Source organism: Pseudomonas sp. fls2-241-R2A-110 (genome assembly GCF_030209165.1).
Taxonomy (GTDB): Bacteria; Pseudomonadota; Gammaproteobacteria; order Pseudomonadales; family Pseudomonadaceae; genus Aquipseudomonas.
Genome location: NZ_JARVSN010000027.1, coordinates 14078 through 31424, shown reverse-complemented (window position 1 = coordinate 31424; position 17347 = coordinate 14078). Strand labels below are relative to the sequence as shown.

Annotated in this window: 12 protein-coding genes and 4 tRNA genes; 4 read left to right on the top strand and 12 right to left on the bottom strand. The window is 54.8% G+C overall.

Going from position 1 to position 17347, the window contains the following annotated elements:
* Nucleotides 1–150: 150 nt before the first annotated feature.
* The 7 genes from QRN31_RS22365 to tig all read right to left on the bottom strand — a co-directional run bounded on the left by QRN31_RS22365 (nucleotide 151) and on the right by tig (nucleotide 9754).
* Nucleotides 151–1005, bottom strand: a complete 855-nt coding sequence (locus QRN31_RS22365) for a DUF2242 domain-containing protein (protein ID WP_285434619.1) — start codon at nucleotides 1003–1005, stop codon at nucleotides 151–153.
* Between the two features lie 228 nt (nucleotides 1006–1233).
* On the bottom strand, nucleotides 1234–3105 hold the full coding sequence (locus tag QRN31_RS22360) for a SurA N-terminal domain-containing protein (RefSeq protein ID WP_285434618.1): 1872 nt from the start codon (nucleotides 3103–3105) through the stop codon (nucleotides 1234–1236).
* A gap of 234 nt (nucleotides 3106–3339) precedes the next feature.
* Entirely contained in the window at nucleotides 3340–3612 is a 273-nt protein-coding gene (locus tag QRN31_RS22355; protein ID WP_002552737.1) for an HU family DNA-binding protein, read from the bottom strand.
* Nucleotides 3613–3760: 148 nt separating this feature from the next.
* The gene (lon, locus tag QRN31_RS22350; RefSeq protein ID WP_285434616.1) at nucleotides 3761–6157 is read right to left on the bottom strand and encodes an endopeptidase La; all 2397 of its coding nucleotides are present in this window, start codon (nucleotides 6155–6157) and stop codon (nucleotides 3761–3763) included.
* A 162-nt stretch (nucleotides 6158–6319) separates the two neighbouring features.
* Entirely contained in the window at nucleotides 6320–7603 is a 1284-nt protein-coding gene (gene clpX / locus QRN31_RS22345) for an ATP-dependent Clp protease ATP-binding subunit ClpX (RefSeq protein WP_007946893.1), read from the bottom strand.
* A 111-nt stretch (nucleotides 7604–7714) separates the two neighbouring features.
* Nucleotides 7715–8350: an ATP-dependent Clp endopeptidase proteolytic subunit ClpP gene (clpP, locus tag QRN31_RS22340; RefSeq protein WP_008062468.1), complete on the bottom strand. Its 636-nt coding sequence runs from the start codon at nucleotides 8348–8350 to the stop codon at nucleotides 7715–7717.
* Between the two features lie 93 nt (nucleotides 8351–8443).
* Nucleotides 8444–9754 carry a trigger factor gene (gene tig / locus QRN31_RS22335; RefSeq protein WP_285434614.1) on the bottom strand — a complete coding sequence of 437 codons (1311 nt, stop codon included), beginning with the start codon at nucleotides 9752–9754 and terminating at the stop codon, nucleotides 8444–8446.
* A gap of 1081 nt (nucleotides 9755–10835) precedes the next feature.
* Here tig and QRN31_RS22330 point away from each other — a divergent pair.
* The gene (locus QRN31_RS22330; protein ID WP_285434613.1) at nucleotides 10836–12335 is read left to right on the top strand and encodes an MBOAT family O-acyltransferase; all 1500 of its coding nucleotides are present in this window, start codon (nucleotides 10836–10838) and stop codon (nucleotides 12333–12335) included.
* Between the two features lie 11 nt (nucleotides 12336–12346).
* Entirely contained in the window at nucleotides 12347–13882 is a 1536-nt protein-coding gene (locus tag QRN31_RS22325; protein ID WP_285434612.1) for an alginate O-acetyltransferase AlgX-related protein, read from the top strand.
* A gap of 394 nt (nucleotides 13883–14276) precedes the next feature.
* Here the strand turns inward: QRN31_RS22325 and QRN31_RS22320 are convergent.
* The 4 genes from QRN31_RS22320 to QRN31_RS22305 all read right to left on the bottom strand — a co-directional run bounded on the left by QRN31_RS22320 (nucleotide 14277) and on the right by QRN31_RS22305 (nucleotide 14756).
* Nucleotides 14277–14352, bottom strand: a tRNA-His gene (locus tag QRN31_RS22320).
* Nucleotides 14353–14429: 77 nt separating this feature from the next.
* Nucleotides 14430–14514, bottom strand: a tRNA-Leu gene (locus QRN31_RS22315).
* Nucleotides 14515–14571: 57 nt separating this feature from the next.
* Nucleotides 14572–14647: transfer RNA gene (locus QRN31_RS22310), tRNA-His, on the bottom strand.
* A 32-nt stretch (nucleotides 14648–14679) separates the two neighbouring features.
* Nucleotides 14680–14756: transfer RNA gene (locus QRN31_RS22305), tRNA-Arg, on the bottom strand.
* Between the two features lie 275 nt (nucleotides 14757–15031).
* On the opposite strand from QRN31_RS22305, the gene folD reads away from it, so the two are divergent.
* Nucleotides 15032–15886 (top strand): bifunctional methylenetetrahydrofolate dehydrogenase/methenyltetrahydrofolate cyclohydrolase FolD, encoded by an 855-nt coding sequence (gene folD / locus QRN31_RS22300; RefSeq protein ID WP_285434611.1) that lies wholly within the window; start codon nucleotides 15032–15034, stop codon nucleotides 15884–15886.
* Between the two features lie 236 nt (nucleotides 15887–16122).
* The gene (gene pbpG / locus QRN31_RS22295; RefSeq protein WP_285434610.1) at nucleotides 16123–17061 is read left to right on the top strand and encodes a D-alanyl-D-alanine endopeptidase; all 939 of its coding nucleotides are present in this window, start codon (nucleotides 16123–16125) and stop codon (nucleotides 17059–17061) included.
* A gap of 55 nt (nucleotides 17062–17116) precedes the next feature.
* Here pbpG and QRN31_RS22290 read toward each other — a convergent pair whose 3' ends face one another.
* Nucleotides 17117–17332, bottom strand: a complete 216-nt coding sequence (locus tag QRN31_RS22290; protein ID WP_285434609.1) for a hypothetical protein — start codon at nucleotides 17330–17332, stop codon at nucleotides 17117–17119.
* Nucleotides 17333–17347: the final 15 nt, after the last annotated feature.

Genomic DNA, 17347 nt, shown 5'->3' with positions numbered 1-17347 from the left:
GCTACTTAATAAAACGTAGCAGGTGGTCAGGCATTTATCACAGGATTTTTTCGATAGAGGCTGTAGGACTTCAGCCTGGCTTGACGCGGGTCAAGCCAGAAGCCATTTCGGGATCGGTGTCGTGCGACGCGATCCCGAAATGTTTGCCGATTACTGAGCGGCGGTCGGCATGGCCGGAATAGGCTCGCTCGGTGGTGGCAGGGTTGATTGAGGCGGTGGTGCAACCGTTTCGGTGGACGATGACGGTTCGGAGTTTTCAACCGGAGTGACCGGCGCGGTTTCAGCAGGCGGTGCAACCGGCTCTGAAGCGGCAGGTGCCGGTGCTGGGTCCGCTGCAGGCGCGGCTGCCGGTGCTGGCGCAGGCTCTGCTGCTGGCGCTGGCGTTGGCGTTGCCGCCAATGGAGCCGGAGCAGCCTTGGCCTCAGGCACACCCAGGTCGGTCTTGGGTTTCTCGACGATGTGCGCAGCCTTTTTCGCTTCCGGCGGCAGGAATAGCTCAACCAGGGTAAAAAAACGTTCGTAGAACTTGGCCGACGATACGGTTTCGCTCGCCACCTTGACCATCGAATCATCCGACGAGCCGATCGGCATCGATACCGAGCCCAACACGCCCACGCCCACGCTGGCGGAGTTGTTGGTTTTCTTCAGCGCGTAACGATCCTGCAAGGCGTTGGCGAACATGGTCGCGTGATGCCCTTCGCTGCCATCATCGGCACACACCACACTGAAGCTGATCTCCATGTGGGTCTCGCCAGTCTGCTGGAAGCTTTTGTGTCCACTGACCAGTTTCGGGTCGGTACTGGTGATGATGTAGCCCTGACTGAGCAGCGCCCGACGGGCGGCTTCGCAGGTCTGCGCATCAGTCACCGGGTAACTGCGCGAAAACGTCCCGGAGTCATTGAAGTTCTCATGCTCATAGATGGGGGCTTTCTTCGACGAGCAGCCGGCGGCGGCAGCCAGCAACAGCGCCAACCCGACAACCCGCATGGGAATTGATTTAAACATTGAACATCCTGAGGAAAACGGTCCGGGGCGTATTGTGCAACAGATCGATGCTTAGCGGAGCATCGATTAGTGTCTTAAAACAGATACAGTCTACTGACTGCCATTTACAGGAAAAAGTCGCGAGGTAAACATACAGGCGACGGATAACCTATGGCGCTTTGATAGCACCCATAAAAAACCCCGGCCTTTCGGCCGGGGTCCAGGTGTTGCGGGCGACTCGGTCAGGCGTCAGAAACGCTTGATCTCGGCCTGGCTTTCCAACAGCTTGCGGTAGGCCGCAAAGTCCTGCTGGCCAATGCGCGAGGCGAGGAAGCGACGGTATTGAGCCTTCTCTTCATCAGTCGGCGCAGCCGCTTCGTTCACACCGTTCAGTTGCACGATCACCAGATTGCCATCGGCCAGGGTCACGCTGTTGAAGGTCGGCTTGTCCTTGGCGGCAGGTTTTGGCATCCGGAACAGCGCTTGCAGCACGGTAGGGTCAATCCCTTCCTGAGCGCGAGTCACGGCTTGGGTCACTTTCCAGTTCTGACCGTCGATGCCCTTGTTCAATGGCGTCTTGCCATCGCGCAGGCTGGCGATCAACTCATCAGCCTTGGTCTTGGCGGCCGAACTGGCGTGTTCCTTGGCCAACTGTGCACGAATGCTGGTGTTGACGGCTTCCAGCGGCAACTGTGCAGGCTTCAAGTGTTCCTTGGCGCGCAGCACGATCACGGTTTCCGGATCCAGCTCGATGGCGGTGCTGTTGGCACCCTCATCCAGCACTTCAGGACTGAACGCGGCAGTGACCACGGCACGGCTGGCTGCGACACCTTCGCCACCTTCGCGGCCGAACGGCTTGGAGGTGTGAACGGTCAGCTTCAAGTCTTGCGCCGGCTGGGCCAGGTCGGAGGACTCGAACGAAGAGTCTTCCAGTTGCTTGGTCGCCTCGACGAAACGCTGCTCGACCTGCTGGGTTTTCAGCTCGCGGGTCAGCTTGTCTTTCAGGCTCGCCAGCGTCGGCACTTCAGGCGCTTCAACGCCCAACAGCTTGATCAGGTGGTAACCGAAGTCGGTGCGCACCGGGCCAGAAACCTGATCCTTGGCCAACGCATACAGCGCGGTTTCGAATGCCGGATCGTAGACACCCGGGCCTGCATAGCCCAGGTCACCGCCGTTGTTCGCCGAACCCGGATCCTGGGAGAATTCCTTGGCCAGGGCCTCAAATTTCTCGCCTTTGGCCAGACGCGCCTGAATCTCTTCGATCTTGGCCTTGGCTTGCGCCTCGGTCATTTTATCGTTCACTTCAATCAGAATGTGCGCAGCCCGGCGTTGCTCGGACAGGTTCGCGATTTCTTTCTGATACGCCGCTTGCAGGTCTTCGTCCTTGACAGAGACCTGATCAAAGAAGGAAGACTTCTTCAATTCCAGGTAGTCGATGACAACCTGATCCGGCGTCATGAACTCCTTGGCGTGTTCGTCGTAATAGGCCTTGACCTCGTCGTCGGTGAGTTTCACCGCTGCCGGATCGACCTTGACGTTCAGGGTCGCCATGTCGCGAGTCTGTTTTTCCAGACGGGCGAAAGCCAGAACCTGTGCGTCGGTGACGAAACCGCTACCTGCCAGGCCAGCGCGCAGCTGACCGATCAGCATTTCCTGAGCCAGCATCTGGCGGAACTGCATACGGCTGTAGCCCAGTTGACGAATCACCTGGTCGAAACGCTCGGGACTGAACTTGCCGTCCACCTGGAATTCAGGCGTTTGCAGGATCACTTGGTCCAAAGCCGCTTCGGAGAAAGCGAATTTCGAGTTTTCTGCGCCTTGCAGCAGCAGTTTGCGGTCGATCAAGCCCTTGAGGGCCGATTCGCGCAGCATTTTTTCGTCGAGCAAGGAAGCGTCGAAATCCTTGCCCAGCTGTTGCATGAGCTGACGGCGTTGCATATCGACCGCCTGGCTCAGCTCGTTCTGGCTGATTTCTTCACCATTGACCTTGGCCGCATCATTCTTGTGCGTCGTGGCCTTGAAGATGGCGTCGAAACCGGTCAAAGCCATCAGTGCAACGACGACCCCGATAATGGTCTTGGCAATCCAGCCTTGTGAATTGTCCCTGATATTCTGCAGCATGCGTCCCCCAGAAACGGTTGAACTTCAAAAATTAGGCAACCGTGGAGCGTGGGTAGAATCCGGATAGAAGAAAGGCGCATCCGAGGATGCGCCTTCTCGTAACTGGCGGAGCGGACCGATGACTCGAACTTGCGAGCCTCGGTGTCTCGATTCGGCGAGTTGCCGACCGGACTACCGTTCCGCTGCCAGGTCAGGCATGACCCCGACCCGGATAGGCAAAAACCTGAATCGAACTTAGTTGACAGCTTCTTTCAGTGCTTTACCGGCTTTGAAACCTGGTTTTTTGGCTGCTGCGATTTCCAGAGTCTTACCAGTCTGTGGGTTACGACCGATGCGAGCTGGACGATCAGTTACGGAGAAAGTACCGAAACCAACCAGAACAACAGAGTCGCCAGCCTTGAGAGCGCCAGTGACGGATTCGATTACAGCGTCCAGCGCACGGCCAGCAGCAGCTTTCGGGATATCAGCGGATGCAGCGATAGCATCAATCAGTTCCGACTTGTTCACTCTAAGTCCCCTTATATCTATTTGAGTATGATTCTAAGTTTTTTGGTGAAAGCAAAAACGAGTGCTGAATGGCCTACAGACACTTAAGAGCCGCTTTATAACAAGGGCTCTAAAAAGCTGTCAAGGAAGCCCCCCAGGCAAATGCGTACTAATGCGTGCTAATTCTTTCCTTAGAGTCAGACTCGCGTTTTTCATCCTTTGCAACTATCTCTGGAACCACATCAGGCAGGGGCTCCGGCGCGTATTGCAGCGCAATTTGCAGGACCTCGTCAATCCATTTAACCGGTTTAATCTGCAGATCTCGCTTGATATTGTCAGGAATTTCCTTCAAATCGCGCACATTCTCTTCAGGAATGATCACCGTCTTGATTCCGCCACGGTGGGCAGCGAGCAGTTTTTCTTTCAAACCACCGATCGCCAGCACTTGACCACGCAGTGTGATCTCGCCTGTCATGGCGACATCCGCACGCACCGGAATGCCAGTCAATGCCGAGACCAGCGCCGTGCACATGCCCACACCGGCGCTAGGGCCGTCTTTCGGGGTGGCCCCTTCCGGCATGTGGATGTGCGTGTCGCGCTTCTCGTGGAAGTCCAGGGGAATCCCCAGGCTCTTGGCACGGCTGCGAACAACGGTCAGCGCCGCGGTGATCGATTCGACCATCACGTCACCCAGGGAGCCGGTCTTGATCAACTGGCCTTTACCCGGCACGACGGCGGCTTCGATGGTCAGCAATTCGCCGCCCACTTGAGTCCACGCCAGGCCGGTAACCTGACCGATCTGATCCTGCGATTCAGCCAGGCCGTAGCGGAATTTGCGCACGCCGAGGAAGTGCTCAAGCATGTCGGCCGTGACCTTCACCGAGAAGCGTTTTTCCAGCGCGTGCTCTTTGACTGCCTTGCGGCAGACCTTGGCAATCTGGCGCTCCAGCCCACGCACACCGGCTTCGCGGGTGTAGTAGCGGATGATGTCGCGGATCGCCTCGGCGTCGAATTCCAGCTCGCCTTTCTTCAAGCCGTTAGCCGTAATCTGCTTCGGCGAAAGGTACTTGACCGCAATGTTGATCTTCTCGTCTTCGGTGTAGCCCGGCAGACGAATCACTTCCATCCGGTCCAGCAGCGCCGGTGGAATATTCATGGAGTTCGAGGTGCAGAGGAACATCACATCGGACAGGTCGTAGTCGACTTCCAGATAGTGATCGTTGAAGTTGTGGTTCTGCTCGGGGTCGAGCACTTCCAGCAACGCCGACGCCGGATCGCCACGCATATCACTGCCCATCTTGTCGATTTCATCGAGCAGGAACAGCGGGTTGCGGACACCCACCTTTGTCATCTTTTGAATCAATCTTCCTGGCATCGAACCGATATAAGTACGGCGATGGCCACGGATTTCCGCCTCATCACGCACGCCACCGAGGGCCATACGGACGAATTTGCGGTTGGTGGCGTGAGCAATCGACTCCGCCAGAGAGGTTTTACCCACCCCAGGAGGACCGACCAGACACAGCACTGGACCCCGAATTTTCTTCACGCGTTTTTGCACGGCGAGGTATTCGAGGATCCGTTCTTTGACTTCTTCCAGACCGTAGTGGTCTGCATCGAGGATGTCTTCTGCGCGCGCAAGGTCCAGGCGCACTTTGCTCTGGGCTTTCCACGGCACCTGAACCAGCCAGTCGATGTACGAACGCACCACGGTCGCTTCCGCGGACATTGGCGACATTTGTTTCAGCTTGTTCAGTTCACCCTGAGCCTTGGCCAAGGCATCTTTGGGCAGGCCAGCGGCATCGATGCGCTTTTTCAGCTCTTCGATTTCGTTGTGACCTTCGTCGCTGTCGCCGAGCTCTTTCTGAATGGCCTTCATCTGCTCATTCAGGTAGTACTCGCGCTGGCTGCGCTCCATTTGTTTTTTGACACGACCGCGAATGCGTTTTTCGACTTGCAGCAGATCGATCTCGGCATCCAGCAACGCCAGAACGTGCTCGACCCGGGCCGACAAATCGATGATTTCGAGGATTTCCTGCTTCTGCTCGATCTTCAGCGCCATATGCGCGGCCATGGTGTCGACCAGGCGACCAGGCTCATCGATGCTGTTGAGCGACGACAGGACTTCAGCCGGGACTTTCTTGCCCAACTGCACATATTGTTCAAACTGGGACAGCAGGCTGCGGACAAACACTTCCGACTCGCGCTCAGGCGCTTCAGTTTCGTCGATCAGCGAGACTTCGGCACGGCAGTGGCCGTCCACTTCGCTGAAGCGCTCAACGGCGCCCCGCTGCTCGCCTTCGACCAGAACCTTGACCGTGCCGTCTGGCAGCTTGAGCAGCTGCAGGACAGTTGCAATCGTACCTACGCGATAAAGTGCATCTTCACCGGGATCGTCGTCAGCAGGGTTTCTCTGAGCCAGCAGAAGGATCTGCTTGTCGCCCGTCATCGCGGCCTCGAGGGCTTCGATGGATTTCTCGCGCCCCACGAACAGCGGGATAACCATGTGCGGATAAACCACAACATCACGCAATGGCAGGAGAGGCAATTCGATGGTTGTCTTCATGATTTCGCCTCTACGGCGGCCATAAGGCCGTAAACAGATGGAAGTAAGCTTGAAACCAAGATGGGGGCTGCCCTGAAAAAAAACAAGCGCAAAGCGGGTGTTAAAAACGCTTTAAAAGAAAAGGGGCCCGAAGGCCCCTTCTTTGTTCCAGCAGCGTGACGCTTAGGCGTCTGGCGCAGCCTTGGCAGCCGGCTCACTGTTTTCGTAGATATACAGTGGCTTGGACTTGCCTTCTATGACGCTTTCATCGATCACGACTTTGCTCACCTCGGACTGCGAGGGGATTTCGTACATCGTGTCGAGCAACACACCTTCGAGAATCGAACGCAGGCCACGGGCACCGGTTTTTCGTTCCAGCGCACGTTTTGCGACCGATTTCAGCGCGTCGGCCCGGAATTCCAGGTCCACACCTTCCATCTCGAACAACTTGGCGTACTGCTTGGTCAACGCATTTTTCGGCTCGGTGAGAATCTGCATCAGCGCAGCCTCATCAAGCTCGTCCAGCGTCGCAAGGACCGGCAGACGGCCAACGAATTCCGGGATCAGACCGAACTTGACCAGATCGTCAGGCTCGACTTCACGCAGGGACTCACCGACTTTCTTGCCTTCTTCCTTGCTGCGAACTTCCGCGTTGAAACCGATGCCGCCCTTGGTGGAACGGTTTTGAATAACCTTTTCCAGACCGGAGAACGCACCACCGCAGATGAACAAAATGTTACGGGTGTCGACCTGAAGGAATTCCTGCTGCGGATGCTTGCGACCACCTTGAGGCGGAACGGAAGCGACCGTACCTTCGATCAACTTGAGCAGGGCCTGCTGCACGCCTTCACCGGAAACGTCCCGGGTGATCGACGGGTTGTCAGACTTGCGTGAGATCTTGTCGATCTCATCGATGTAGACAATGCCCATCTGGGCTTTTTCTACGTCGTAATCGCACTTCTGCAACAACTTCTGAATGATGTTCTCGACATCTTCACCTACGTAACCCGCCTCGGTGAGGGTGGTTGCATCGGCGATGGTGAACGGAACGTTCAGCAAGCGGGCCAGTGTTTCGGCAAGCAGGGTTTTACCCGAGCCTGTCGGGCCGATCAGCAAAATGTTGCTTTTGCCGAGTTCGACATCGTCATTCTTTTTGTCACGCTGGTTCAGGCGCTTGTAGTGGTTGTACACCGCTACTGCCAAAACCTTTTTCGCACGCTCCTGACCAATCACGTACTGATCAAGGATGCCGCTGATTTCTTTAGGCGAAGGCAATTTATGCGCGCTGCTTTCGGCCTGAGCTTCCTGCACCTCCTCTCGGATGATGTCGTTGCACAGGTCGACGCACTCGTCGCAGATAAAGACCGAGGGGCCGGCAATCAATTTGCGCACTTCATGCTGGCTTTTGCCACAGAAGGAGCAATAGAGCAGCTTGCCGTTGTCCTCGCCGTTGCGGGTGTCAGTCATTCGTTCGATCCAAATCCGATAGGCTTGCAACACAAGATGAAGGCTATTGCGGGCTTTTTCAAGCCCGCTGGTGATCGGACCCGCCGACCAACCTTATTTTGAGCTGCTTAATTAAGCGGGGCGCTGGTTGATGACTTCATCGATCAACCCGTACTCACGCGCGGCTTCTGCACTCATGAAATTGTCGCGGTTGGTGTCGCGCTCGATTTCTTCAAGAGTGCGCCCGCTATGCTTGGCCATCAGCGTGTTGAGACGCTCACGAATGAAGAGGATTTCCTTGGCATGGATTTCGATATCCGAAGCCTGGCCCTGGAAACCGCCCAGTGGCTGGTGAATCATCACACGCGAGTTCGGCAGGCAGTAACGCTTGCCCTTGGCACCGGCAGTCAATAGAAACGCGCCCATGCTGCACGCCTGACCGATACAGGTGGTCGACACGTTTGGCTTGATGAACTGCATGGTGTCGTAGATCGACATGCCCGCCGTCACCGAACCGCCGGGGGAGTTGATATAGAGATGGATGTCCTTGTCCGGGTTTTCCGCTTCAAGGAACAGCAGTTGCGCACAGATCAGATTGGCCATGTAGTCCTCTACCGGACCAACCAGAAAGATCACTCGCTCCTTGAGAAGACGCGAGTAGATGTCATAGGCGCGCTCGCCACGAGCAGATTGCTCGACAACCATCGGGACCAGGCCGCCTGCGGCCTGGATATCAGAGTTCTGCTGAATATACGAATTACGGAACATGCTCTGCAGTCACTCCCAAATAGTTATGTCTTGAATACGCATAAGCCAGCACGAAGGCTGGCTTATGGTGTGTGCTTCTTACCGCAAAAACGATCAGTCGGCTTGTGGAGCTTCTACCGGCTTGACTGCTTCTTCGTAAGAGACCGATTTGTCGGTCACGCTAGCTTTCTGCAGAACAGTATCCACAACTTGCTCTTCCAGCACAACAGAACGGACTTCGTTCAGTTGCTGGTCGTTCTTGTAGTACCAGGACACAACCTGCTCAGGCTCTTGGTAGGCAGAAGCCATTTCCTGGATCATTTCGCGAACGCGGGATTCGTCAGGCTTGAGGTCGAACTGCTTGACCACTTCAGCCACGATCAGACCCAGCACAACGCGGCGCTTGGCTTGTTCTTCGAACAGCTCGGCCGGCAGTTGATCAGGCTTGATGTTGCCACCGAACTGCTGAACAGCCTGCACGCGCAGACGGTCGACTTCGTTGGACAGCAGAGCCTTAGGCACTTCGATCGGGTTGGTGGCCAGCAGACCATCCATAACCTGATTCTTGACCTTGGATTTGATTGCCTGACGCAGCTCGCGCTCCATGTTCTTGCGAACTTCGGCGCGGAAGCCTTCCAGACCGGTTTCCTTGATGCCGAATTGAGCGAAGAATTCTTCGTTCAGCTCTGGCAGTTTTGGCTCGGAAACAGTGTTCACGGTCACGGTGAACTCAGCGGCTTTGCCTGCCAGGTCGAGGTTCTGATAGTCCTCTGGGAAGGTCAGGTTCAGAACGCGCTCTTCGCCGGCTTTAGCGCCAACCAGACCGTCTTCGAAACCAGGGATCATGCGGCCGGAACCCAGCACCAGCTGAGTACCTTTGGCGGAACCACCGGCGAACACTTCACCGTCGACCTTGCCAACGAAATCGATGTTCAGTTGGTCTTCGTTCTGGGCAGCGCGATCGGCCACTTCGAAACGGGTGTTCTGCTTGCGCAGCACGTCCAGCATTTTGTCCAGATCGGCATCAGCCACGTCAGCGCTCAGGCGCTCTACGGTGATACCGTCGAAACCAGCAACGGTGAACTCAGGGAACACTTCGAAGATCGCGACGTATTCCAGATCTTTGCCGGCTTCCATCGATTTAGGCTCGATCGAAGGAGCGCCAGCCGGGTTCAGCTTTTGCTCGACAACTGCTTCGTAGAAAGACGACTGGATCACATCGCCTACTGCTTCCTGACGCGCATCAGCGCCGAAACGACGCTTGATTTCGCTCATCGGCACTTTGCCTGGACGGAAGCCAGCAATCTTGGCCTTTTGGGCAGTCTGCTGCAGACGCTTGTTGACCTGAGTCTCGATGCGCTCAGCCGGCACGGTGATGCTCATGCGGCGCTCAAGAGCAGAAGTATTTTCAACAGAAACTTGCATGGATATTCCTCGTTGCACAGACGTTAGCCGGCCGTTTCCGACCCCAGAATCAAGGGCATGCATTCTAGTGGGTCAAACTCAAGAAGTCACCCTACTGAAAACGGGTAAAAAAGCAGCAGGCAATTTATAGGCGGGGACAAACGGTTGTGCCTCGCCCTGTTAGCAAATACAGCCAGTCATGCCAGGGCTTTGCACCAATCCTTCTATATATAGAAGGATTCGGCAATCCATCCCTGACAGCCGACCCCATCAATGGATCGACGGCAAACCAGGCATCATCGCGAAACAAAAAAATGCGACGAAGGTACCTGCCCTACCAGACCATAACCAGCGGCCATTGAATTTTTCGACTCATGAAACAAAAACGGCGCAGCCCTTTTCAGGCACTGCGCCGCTATCTGCTTATAAACAGCTACTTACCTGGTGGGGACGGAGAAGACTCGAAATCCCGCACCCGGCGGACCCAAAACCCATTAGGCTACAGAAACACCAAAAAAATCAATAGCATAAGTCTGTCGCAGCAGATTCCCACAACGTCAAAAGCCGCCACAGTGTACACGCTAAGGCTTTGCGTGACCCGCGTATTGCGCACATTGCGTTATCCGCGCGCCCTCACGGCTAACTTAGCGAAATCCCGGCCTGAACGTCTGCAAGGATCACCACTTCATCATCGACGACTACAACAGCAACATGCATCCCGGCTCAGATCACAGAAGATCAAAATCAGTCCGTTCTCGATCGCTAATATCGTCATCAACTGGCAGGGTACTCCCATTCTACTGACAGGGAGTCAATCTCGAAGAACATGGCAGCTAGCGGCACCTTCTAGAATACCCGTAATCCCCAACTACGACTGCAAGCAAAAACATCAGCATATGTGGACTTACCCCCACTGCAACGATACGATGCGCCGCGTCTAAATTGGCTGTAGTCGAGCGGCGATACCGTTTTTTCAACCTCTTGGCATGACTCCATTCGAGCTTTAGACCCTCCCATATCGGTAGCTCTCCCTCTGCTTTATCGCTGAGCGCCCTCGATGTAAGCCTACCGAGTTCATCAACCCTAGCGGGCCTCATCCAACATGATTTTTAGCTCTTGGCAGTTCATTCTGATTTTTCTGCCGATTTCATTTTTTGTCTATTTTTGGCTAAATCATCAACGCTTGATTACTGCCGGGAAGGTCTGGCTGGTTGCGGCAAGCCTGTTCTTCTATGCGTACTGGGATGTCCAATATCTGCCCCTTATCCTGGGTTCGATTTTTTTGAATTTCGCAATTGGCACGGGCCTCGCCCAGGCGCACGAGCGCTCTCTACGCGAAACAAAAAAACCGCACCACGGAGTGAACAGAAAGATAGTATTGACGACCGGCATAGCAGCCAACTTATTGCTCCTGGGCTATTTCAAATACACCGACTTCTTACTTAGCAATATCAATATTGCCTTGGGCACCAGCTTCCCGCTTCCTCACATCCTGCTGCCGCTGGCGATCAGCTTCTTTACCTTTACTCAAATCGTCTACCTGGTGGATAGCTATCGAGGCGAAACAGCCGAGTATGACTTGCTGAACTACTCGCTGTTTGTGACATTTTTCCCTCACCTCATAGCCGGCCCCATTGTTCATCACCGCCAGATAATGCCGCAGTTCTCCTCACGCTGGACTCTGGCCCGTCGATACCCCAACATTCTTAAAGGCCTGTTTATCTTTTCGATCGGGCTCTTCAAGAAAGTAGTGATCGCGGATCATTTTGCTGTCTGGGCGACCGCAGGATTTGATGGTGGCCAGACACTTGGTTTTTTCGCTGCCTGGGCTGCGAGCCTGTCCTACACCTTCCAGCTTTACTTTGACTTCAGCGGCTATTGCGACATGGCGATCGGGGCGTCGCTGCTTTTCAATATCTGGCTGCCGATCAACTTCAACTCACCCTACAAAGCCCTGGATATCCAGGACTTCTGGCGGCGCTGGCACATTACGCTAAGCAGCTTTCTTCGCGATTACCTATACATACCTCTGGGCGGGAATCGCTCCGGTGAATACCGTACCTATTTCAACCTGTTTGCCACATTTGTGCTTGGCGGCTTATGGCATGGTGCCACATGGATGTTCGTTATTTGGGGCGCCATGCATGGCGCAGCCCTCGTAGTACACCGATTCTGGACGCGCCTGCGCAAACCGATGCCGACCGCACTTGCATGGCTGGTAACGTTCATGTTTGTGAATATCAGTTGGGTCTTCTTCCGCGCCAAGACACTGGATGATGCCTGGCGGGTGCTGGGAGGCATGATCGATTTGCGCTCCGCATTTGGCCACACCAGCGCCTCGCTCCCGACGTCAGATCTGGCGTGGGGCGGATGGCTGTCCGACCTGGCATTGCAGGTAACACCTGCAAGCCTTGTCGGACAAATCCCCACCTACATCGCAATCATCGCCGCCTTTATCATCATTGCTCAAAAGAACTCGATGGAGATGGCAAGTGGGACTATAGGGCGCCGAAGACTGACTTATAGCGCCGCCCTGTTCTCTGTAGCGATGTGCTTTACGCTGGCGGCTACTAGCTCAGTATTCCTTTACTTCAATTTTTGATAGCGCCCACTATGAAACGTAGCGTATTCGCTTTTTTACTGACAGCTGCATTGGCTTTGCTCGCCGTTCCAGCCATCAACATAATTATCGCACCCGGCCGAGACGCAATTCGTCTGCAGGACAAGTCCTTTCTTTACAACATGGACTGGGCATCCCGATGGACAGCTTCAGCATTGTATCCAATGGGGATCAGTACAGATCCAAAGCAAGTCATCATTGGCAAGGACGGCTGGCTTTATCTAGGCGACCTGTATCAGCAAACCCTGTCCAATGACAGAAGACCCGCAACAGAAAGCGATGCTCAACTCGACAAGGAAATTGCAGCCGCCACCAAGACCTGGGGCGCCTACCTTGAAACTAAAGGTGTAAAGGCCTTCAGAATCATGATTGGGCCCAATAAAGGCACAATCTATCCTGAACACATGCCTTCCTGGGCAAAACCGGTAGCGTCTAACCCCACTGACGCCCTGATCGCACAAACAACGGGTGAGATTTATATTGACCTCAGGCCAACACTATTGAAGGCCAAAGAAACCCACAAAGAAGCGCTCTACTACAAGACCGATACGCACTGGAACGACCTGGGGGCCGCACTCGCATTCCGTGCTTTTGCCCAACAGGTCGGCGAAGCCGCCCCGGAACTGCGCTGGCCATCAGAAAAAGCGTACGAGGTATCACGAGTCAACGTTCGTAACGGAGGAGACTTGGCGAAATTTCTCCGACTCCAGGGAAGCTTCTCTGATAACGATCCAATCATTTATGGATCAACTCCATCTGTTGAAATCACACAATCTGATTTTGATACCAAGAAAGTCCTCAGCAAAGGTGGCAACCCAATTATCGGCTCCCAAATGACACCTCTGCTGGTCACGTCTACGGGAGCGCTGAACAATAAAAAGGTACTTTGGCTAAGAGACTCATACGGAAACTCCATATCACCGTTGATGGACGCGACCTTTAGCGACGTCCTCCAACTTCACTGGAGCGAGGCACTCAAGCCAGGCGGTCGATTTGCCCAACTGGTCGAAGATTGGAAGCCGGATTATGTTTTCATCACTGTTGTCGAACGCGCCGCGAGAGATACATCGTTCGCCACCTACTCTCCCCCGAGCTTCAGCCCTAAAAGCAGCGAATTTAAAATCGCTCGAACGACAACCCAAGTGAACATTCACGACCTGATACAAAGCCCGTCCAAGAACGAATACCAAATCAACGGAGTTGATGCCTTTGTTGATTTCGCGCTCTCAAGCCCGATCAAGCAGGTAAACCCACAACACCTCAACATAGATCTGACCTGCACCGATAACACTTCATCAGTGCCACTTCAGCTTTTTTGGCTTGAAGCAGGACAAGCATCATACGATGAGACACATAGCGCGAGATTTTCCATCCCCACAGGGCAGCACCTGATCGATCTTCGCACTATAGCGAAGTGGAACCCTGACGCCGTTATTAGCCGACTCCGCGTGGATATCGACGCCCAAAACTCTTGCTCTCACTTCATACTCAACAACCCAAGCCTGGACCTGAAAGCTGCTGGCGCCTGATAGAAAAAGCAACGATAGTCAGCCGCCCTTCTTCAACGAGGGGCGACTGCAAAATCAGACACCGCCTCAAGGCCGCATCCAGCACAAAAGCCGAGATTCAACCGTAAACTCAACGACGATATTGACATAGCGGTATGCGCAAGGAGGCGCCCATCACAGCAAGAAATGCTGCATCGAAAAACTGCAGACAAACAAAAACGGCGCAGCCCCTTTCGGGTGCTGCGCCGTTTTCTGCTATTCAATAGCTGTTTGTAATGGTGAGGACGGAGAGACTCGAATTCTCAAACCTTGCGCTGGAACCTAAATCCAGTGTGCCTACCAATCCCACCACATCCGCACTTTGAAGCCGTTAAAGCAAAGGCGCCAGACTGTTAATCTGGCGCCTTTCGAAATATGGGGTGGACGAAGGGGATCGAACCCTCGACAACGGGAGTCACAATCCCGTGCTCTACCAACTGAGCTACGCCCACCATATTGCCTTGTGAAGAAGCCAAACAGCTCCCTTGCTACGCCTTAGCCAGGCCAACGGCCTGGATAAAGCTTTATTTGGTGCGGATGAAGAGACTCGAACTCTTACACCTTGCGGCGCTGGAACCTAAATCCAGTGTGTCTACCAATTCCACCACATCCGCGGTTTGAAGCTGTTAAAGCAAAGGCGCCAGACTGTTAATCTGGCGCCTTTCGAAATATGGGGTGGACGAAGGGGATCGAACCCTCGACAACGGGAGTCACAATCCCGTGCTCTACCAACTGAGCTACGCCCACCATATTGCGCTACTTGTGCCAAAGCTGCCTAATGGCGCACCCGGCAGGACTCGAACCTGCGACCATCCGCTTAGAAGGCGGATGCTCTATCCAGCTGAGCTACGGGCGCCTTATTAATCTGTACTCTTGGAGGACTACAAACTAAGTGCTTTCCAGCCTCGCAGAACCGTAATCCCGCTTGACCTTCTTATCCAGTGCTAGGCTGTGCCCGACAAGTGCGACGAATAGTATAGAGCGCCCCGAAGGCCGTCAAATCCTTTTTATAAAAAATTCATTTAATTAAAGGGGTTAGGGGAATTTGCAGACCAAGCGCCTTTGCCCTCACCTCATGACATGCGAGAATACGTTCTCTTTTTTTCCCCTCTCGATGGTTAATCACGCGCAATGACTGCACAACTAATCGACGGCAAATCGATCGCCGCCAGCCTGCGCCAGCAGATCGCCAAACGAGTCACCGAGCGTCGCGAGCAAGGTTTGCGCACGCCCGGCCTCGCGGTGATCCTGGTCGGCAGCGATCCTGCCTCTCAGGTTTATGTCTCGCACAAGCGTAAAGACTGTGAAGAGGTCGGCTTCATTTCCCAAGCCTACGACCTGCCTTCCGAAACCACTCAAGAAGCCTTGGCCGATCTGATCGATCGCCTGAACGAAGACCCGGCAATTGACGGCGTACTGCTTCAGCTTCCATTACCCGAACACCTGGATGCGTCCAAATTGCTGGAGCGCATTCGTCCGGATAAAGACGTCGACGGCTTCCATCCTTATAACGTTGGCCGCCTGGCTCAGCGCATTCCGCTGCTGCGCCCTTGCACGCCCAAAGGCATCATGACCCTGCTGGAAAGCACCGGTGCGGACCTGTACGGGATGGACGCAGTTATTGTCGGCGCTTCCAATATCGTGGGCCGTCCGATGGCGATGGAATTGCTGCTGGCCGGTTGCACCGTGACCGTCACCCACCGCTTCACCCAGGACCTGGCCGGCCACGTCGGCCGCGCCGATCTGGTGGTCGTTGCCGCTGGCAAGCCAGGCCTGGTCAAAGGTGAGTGGATCAAGGAAGGCGCGATCGTGATCGATGTAGGCATCAACCGCCAGGCAGACGGCAAACTGGTGGGTGACGTGGTCTACGAAACAGCCCTGCCCCGCGCAGGCTGGATCACGCCAGTGCCAGGCGGAGTGGGTCCGATGACCCGCGCTTGCCTGTTGGAAAATACCTTGTACGCGGCGGAAACACTGCACGGCTGAGTCCGTGTAAAGACGCCAACGACAATCAAAAGAACCCCGCTAATAGCGGGGTTCTTTTTGCCTGCCGTAAAAGACTTACCATCCGCCGGAAAATGACTTTTTTTTCATGTTTCCAAAGAGTTTCAGCTCCTACTTGAACAACCATCGACAGTTATTCAGCCATACTCCAGAATGTCGCGCTTTTACGAAACAGCCCGTTACAGAACGGCTTATCAACACATTAAGAGTCTGCCAGCGTGAAAATCCGTCTTTCCATCCTGAGCCTATTTTTTGCATTTACAGGGACGTTCATCACGCCAGCGGTTAACGCCGCTGATACCACCTCAGCCCCCCGCGATACGTCACACCTCAAGATCGCTTCCGGCAGCGCATTGCTGATGGATCTGCAGACCAACAAGGTCATCTACGCCAGCAATCCCGACGTGGTTGTACCCATTGCCTCGGTCAGCAAACTGATGACTGCGTTGGTCGTAGTTGAAGCCAAGCAGAACATGGATGAGTACATCTCCATCAACATCAGCGACACGCCCGAAATGAAAGGGGTGTTTTCCCGGGTCAAACTCAACAGTGAAATGCCGCGCAGAGAAATGCTGCTGATTGCACTGATGTCCTCGGAGAACCGTGCCGCCGCCAGCCTTGCGCATCACTATCCGGGCGGTTATGTCGCATTCATTGCGGCCATGAACGCCAAGGCCAGGGCGCTGGGCATGACCAACACCCACTATGTCGAGCCGACGGGACTTTCGCCTCGCAACGTCTCGACGGCGCGCGACCTGAGCAAATTGCTGGTCGCTGCTCACAAGTACCCGATCTTGACGGAGCTGAGCACCACTAAAGAAAAAACCGTCTCGTTTCGCAAGCCAAACTACAGCCTGGGTTTCCACAATACCGACCACTTGATCGGCAAGCCGAACTGGGACATCAAACTGACGAAAACCGGCTTCACCAATCAGGCTGGCCATTGCCTGGTATTGGTCACCAGCATGGGCAACCGCCCGGTAGCGCTGGTGATCCTCGATGCCTTCGGCAAATACACGCATTTTGCCGATGCCACTCGTATACGTAACTGGGTCGAAACCGGCAAGGGCACGACCGTTCCGTCTGTAGCCCTGCAATACAAATCGGAGAAAAACCTCAAGCACCGTCAAAGCGGCGTTGTTGAAGCCTCGAAATAATCCGACAACAGTAAAAACAAAGCCCCGATCATTCGGGGCTTTTTTTCGTCTGGCATTAATCGTTGGGCAGCGGCATCTGGTCGTCATCCGGAATGCCATCCCCTGCACTCGGGTCTCGCGTGCCGCGGGGATGCTCCGTTGGCACGACCATCGGACGCGCCAGAGGGTCTCTTAACGGATCATTGGGATCCATGACCGGATCAACGCCCTCTTCAGGGGTTGTGGGAACACTGTCCGGACGTTTGTCGTTGAAACTCGAATCGGTAGACATACGCACCTCACCACA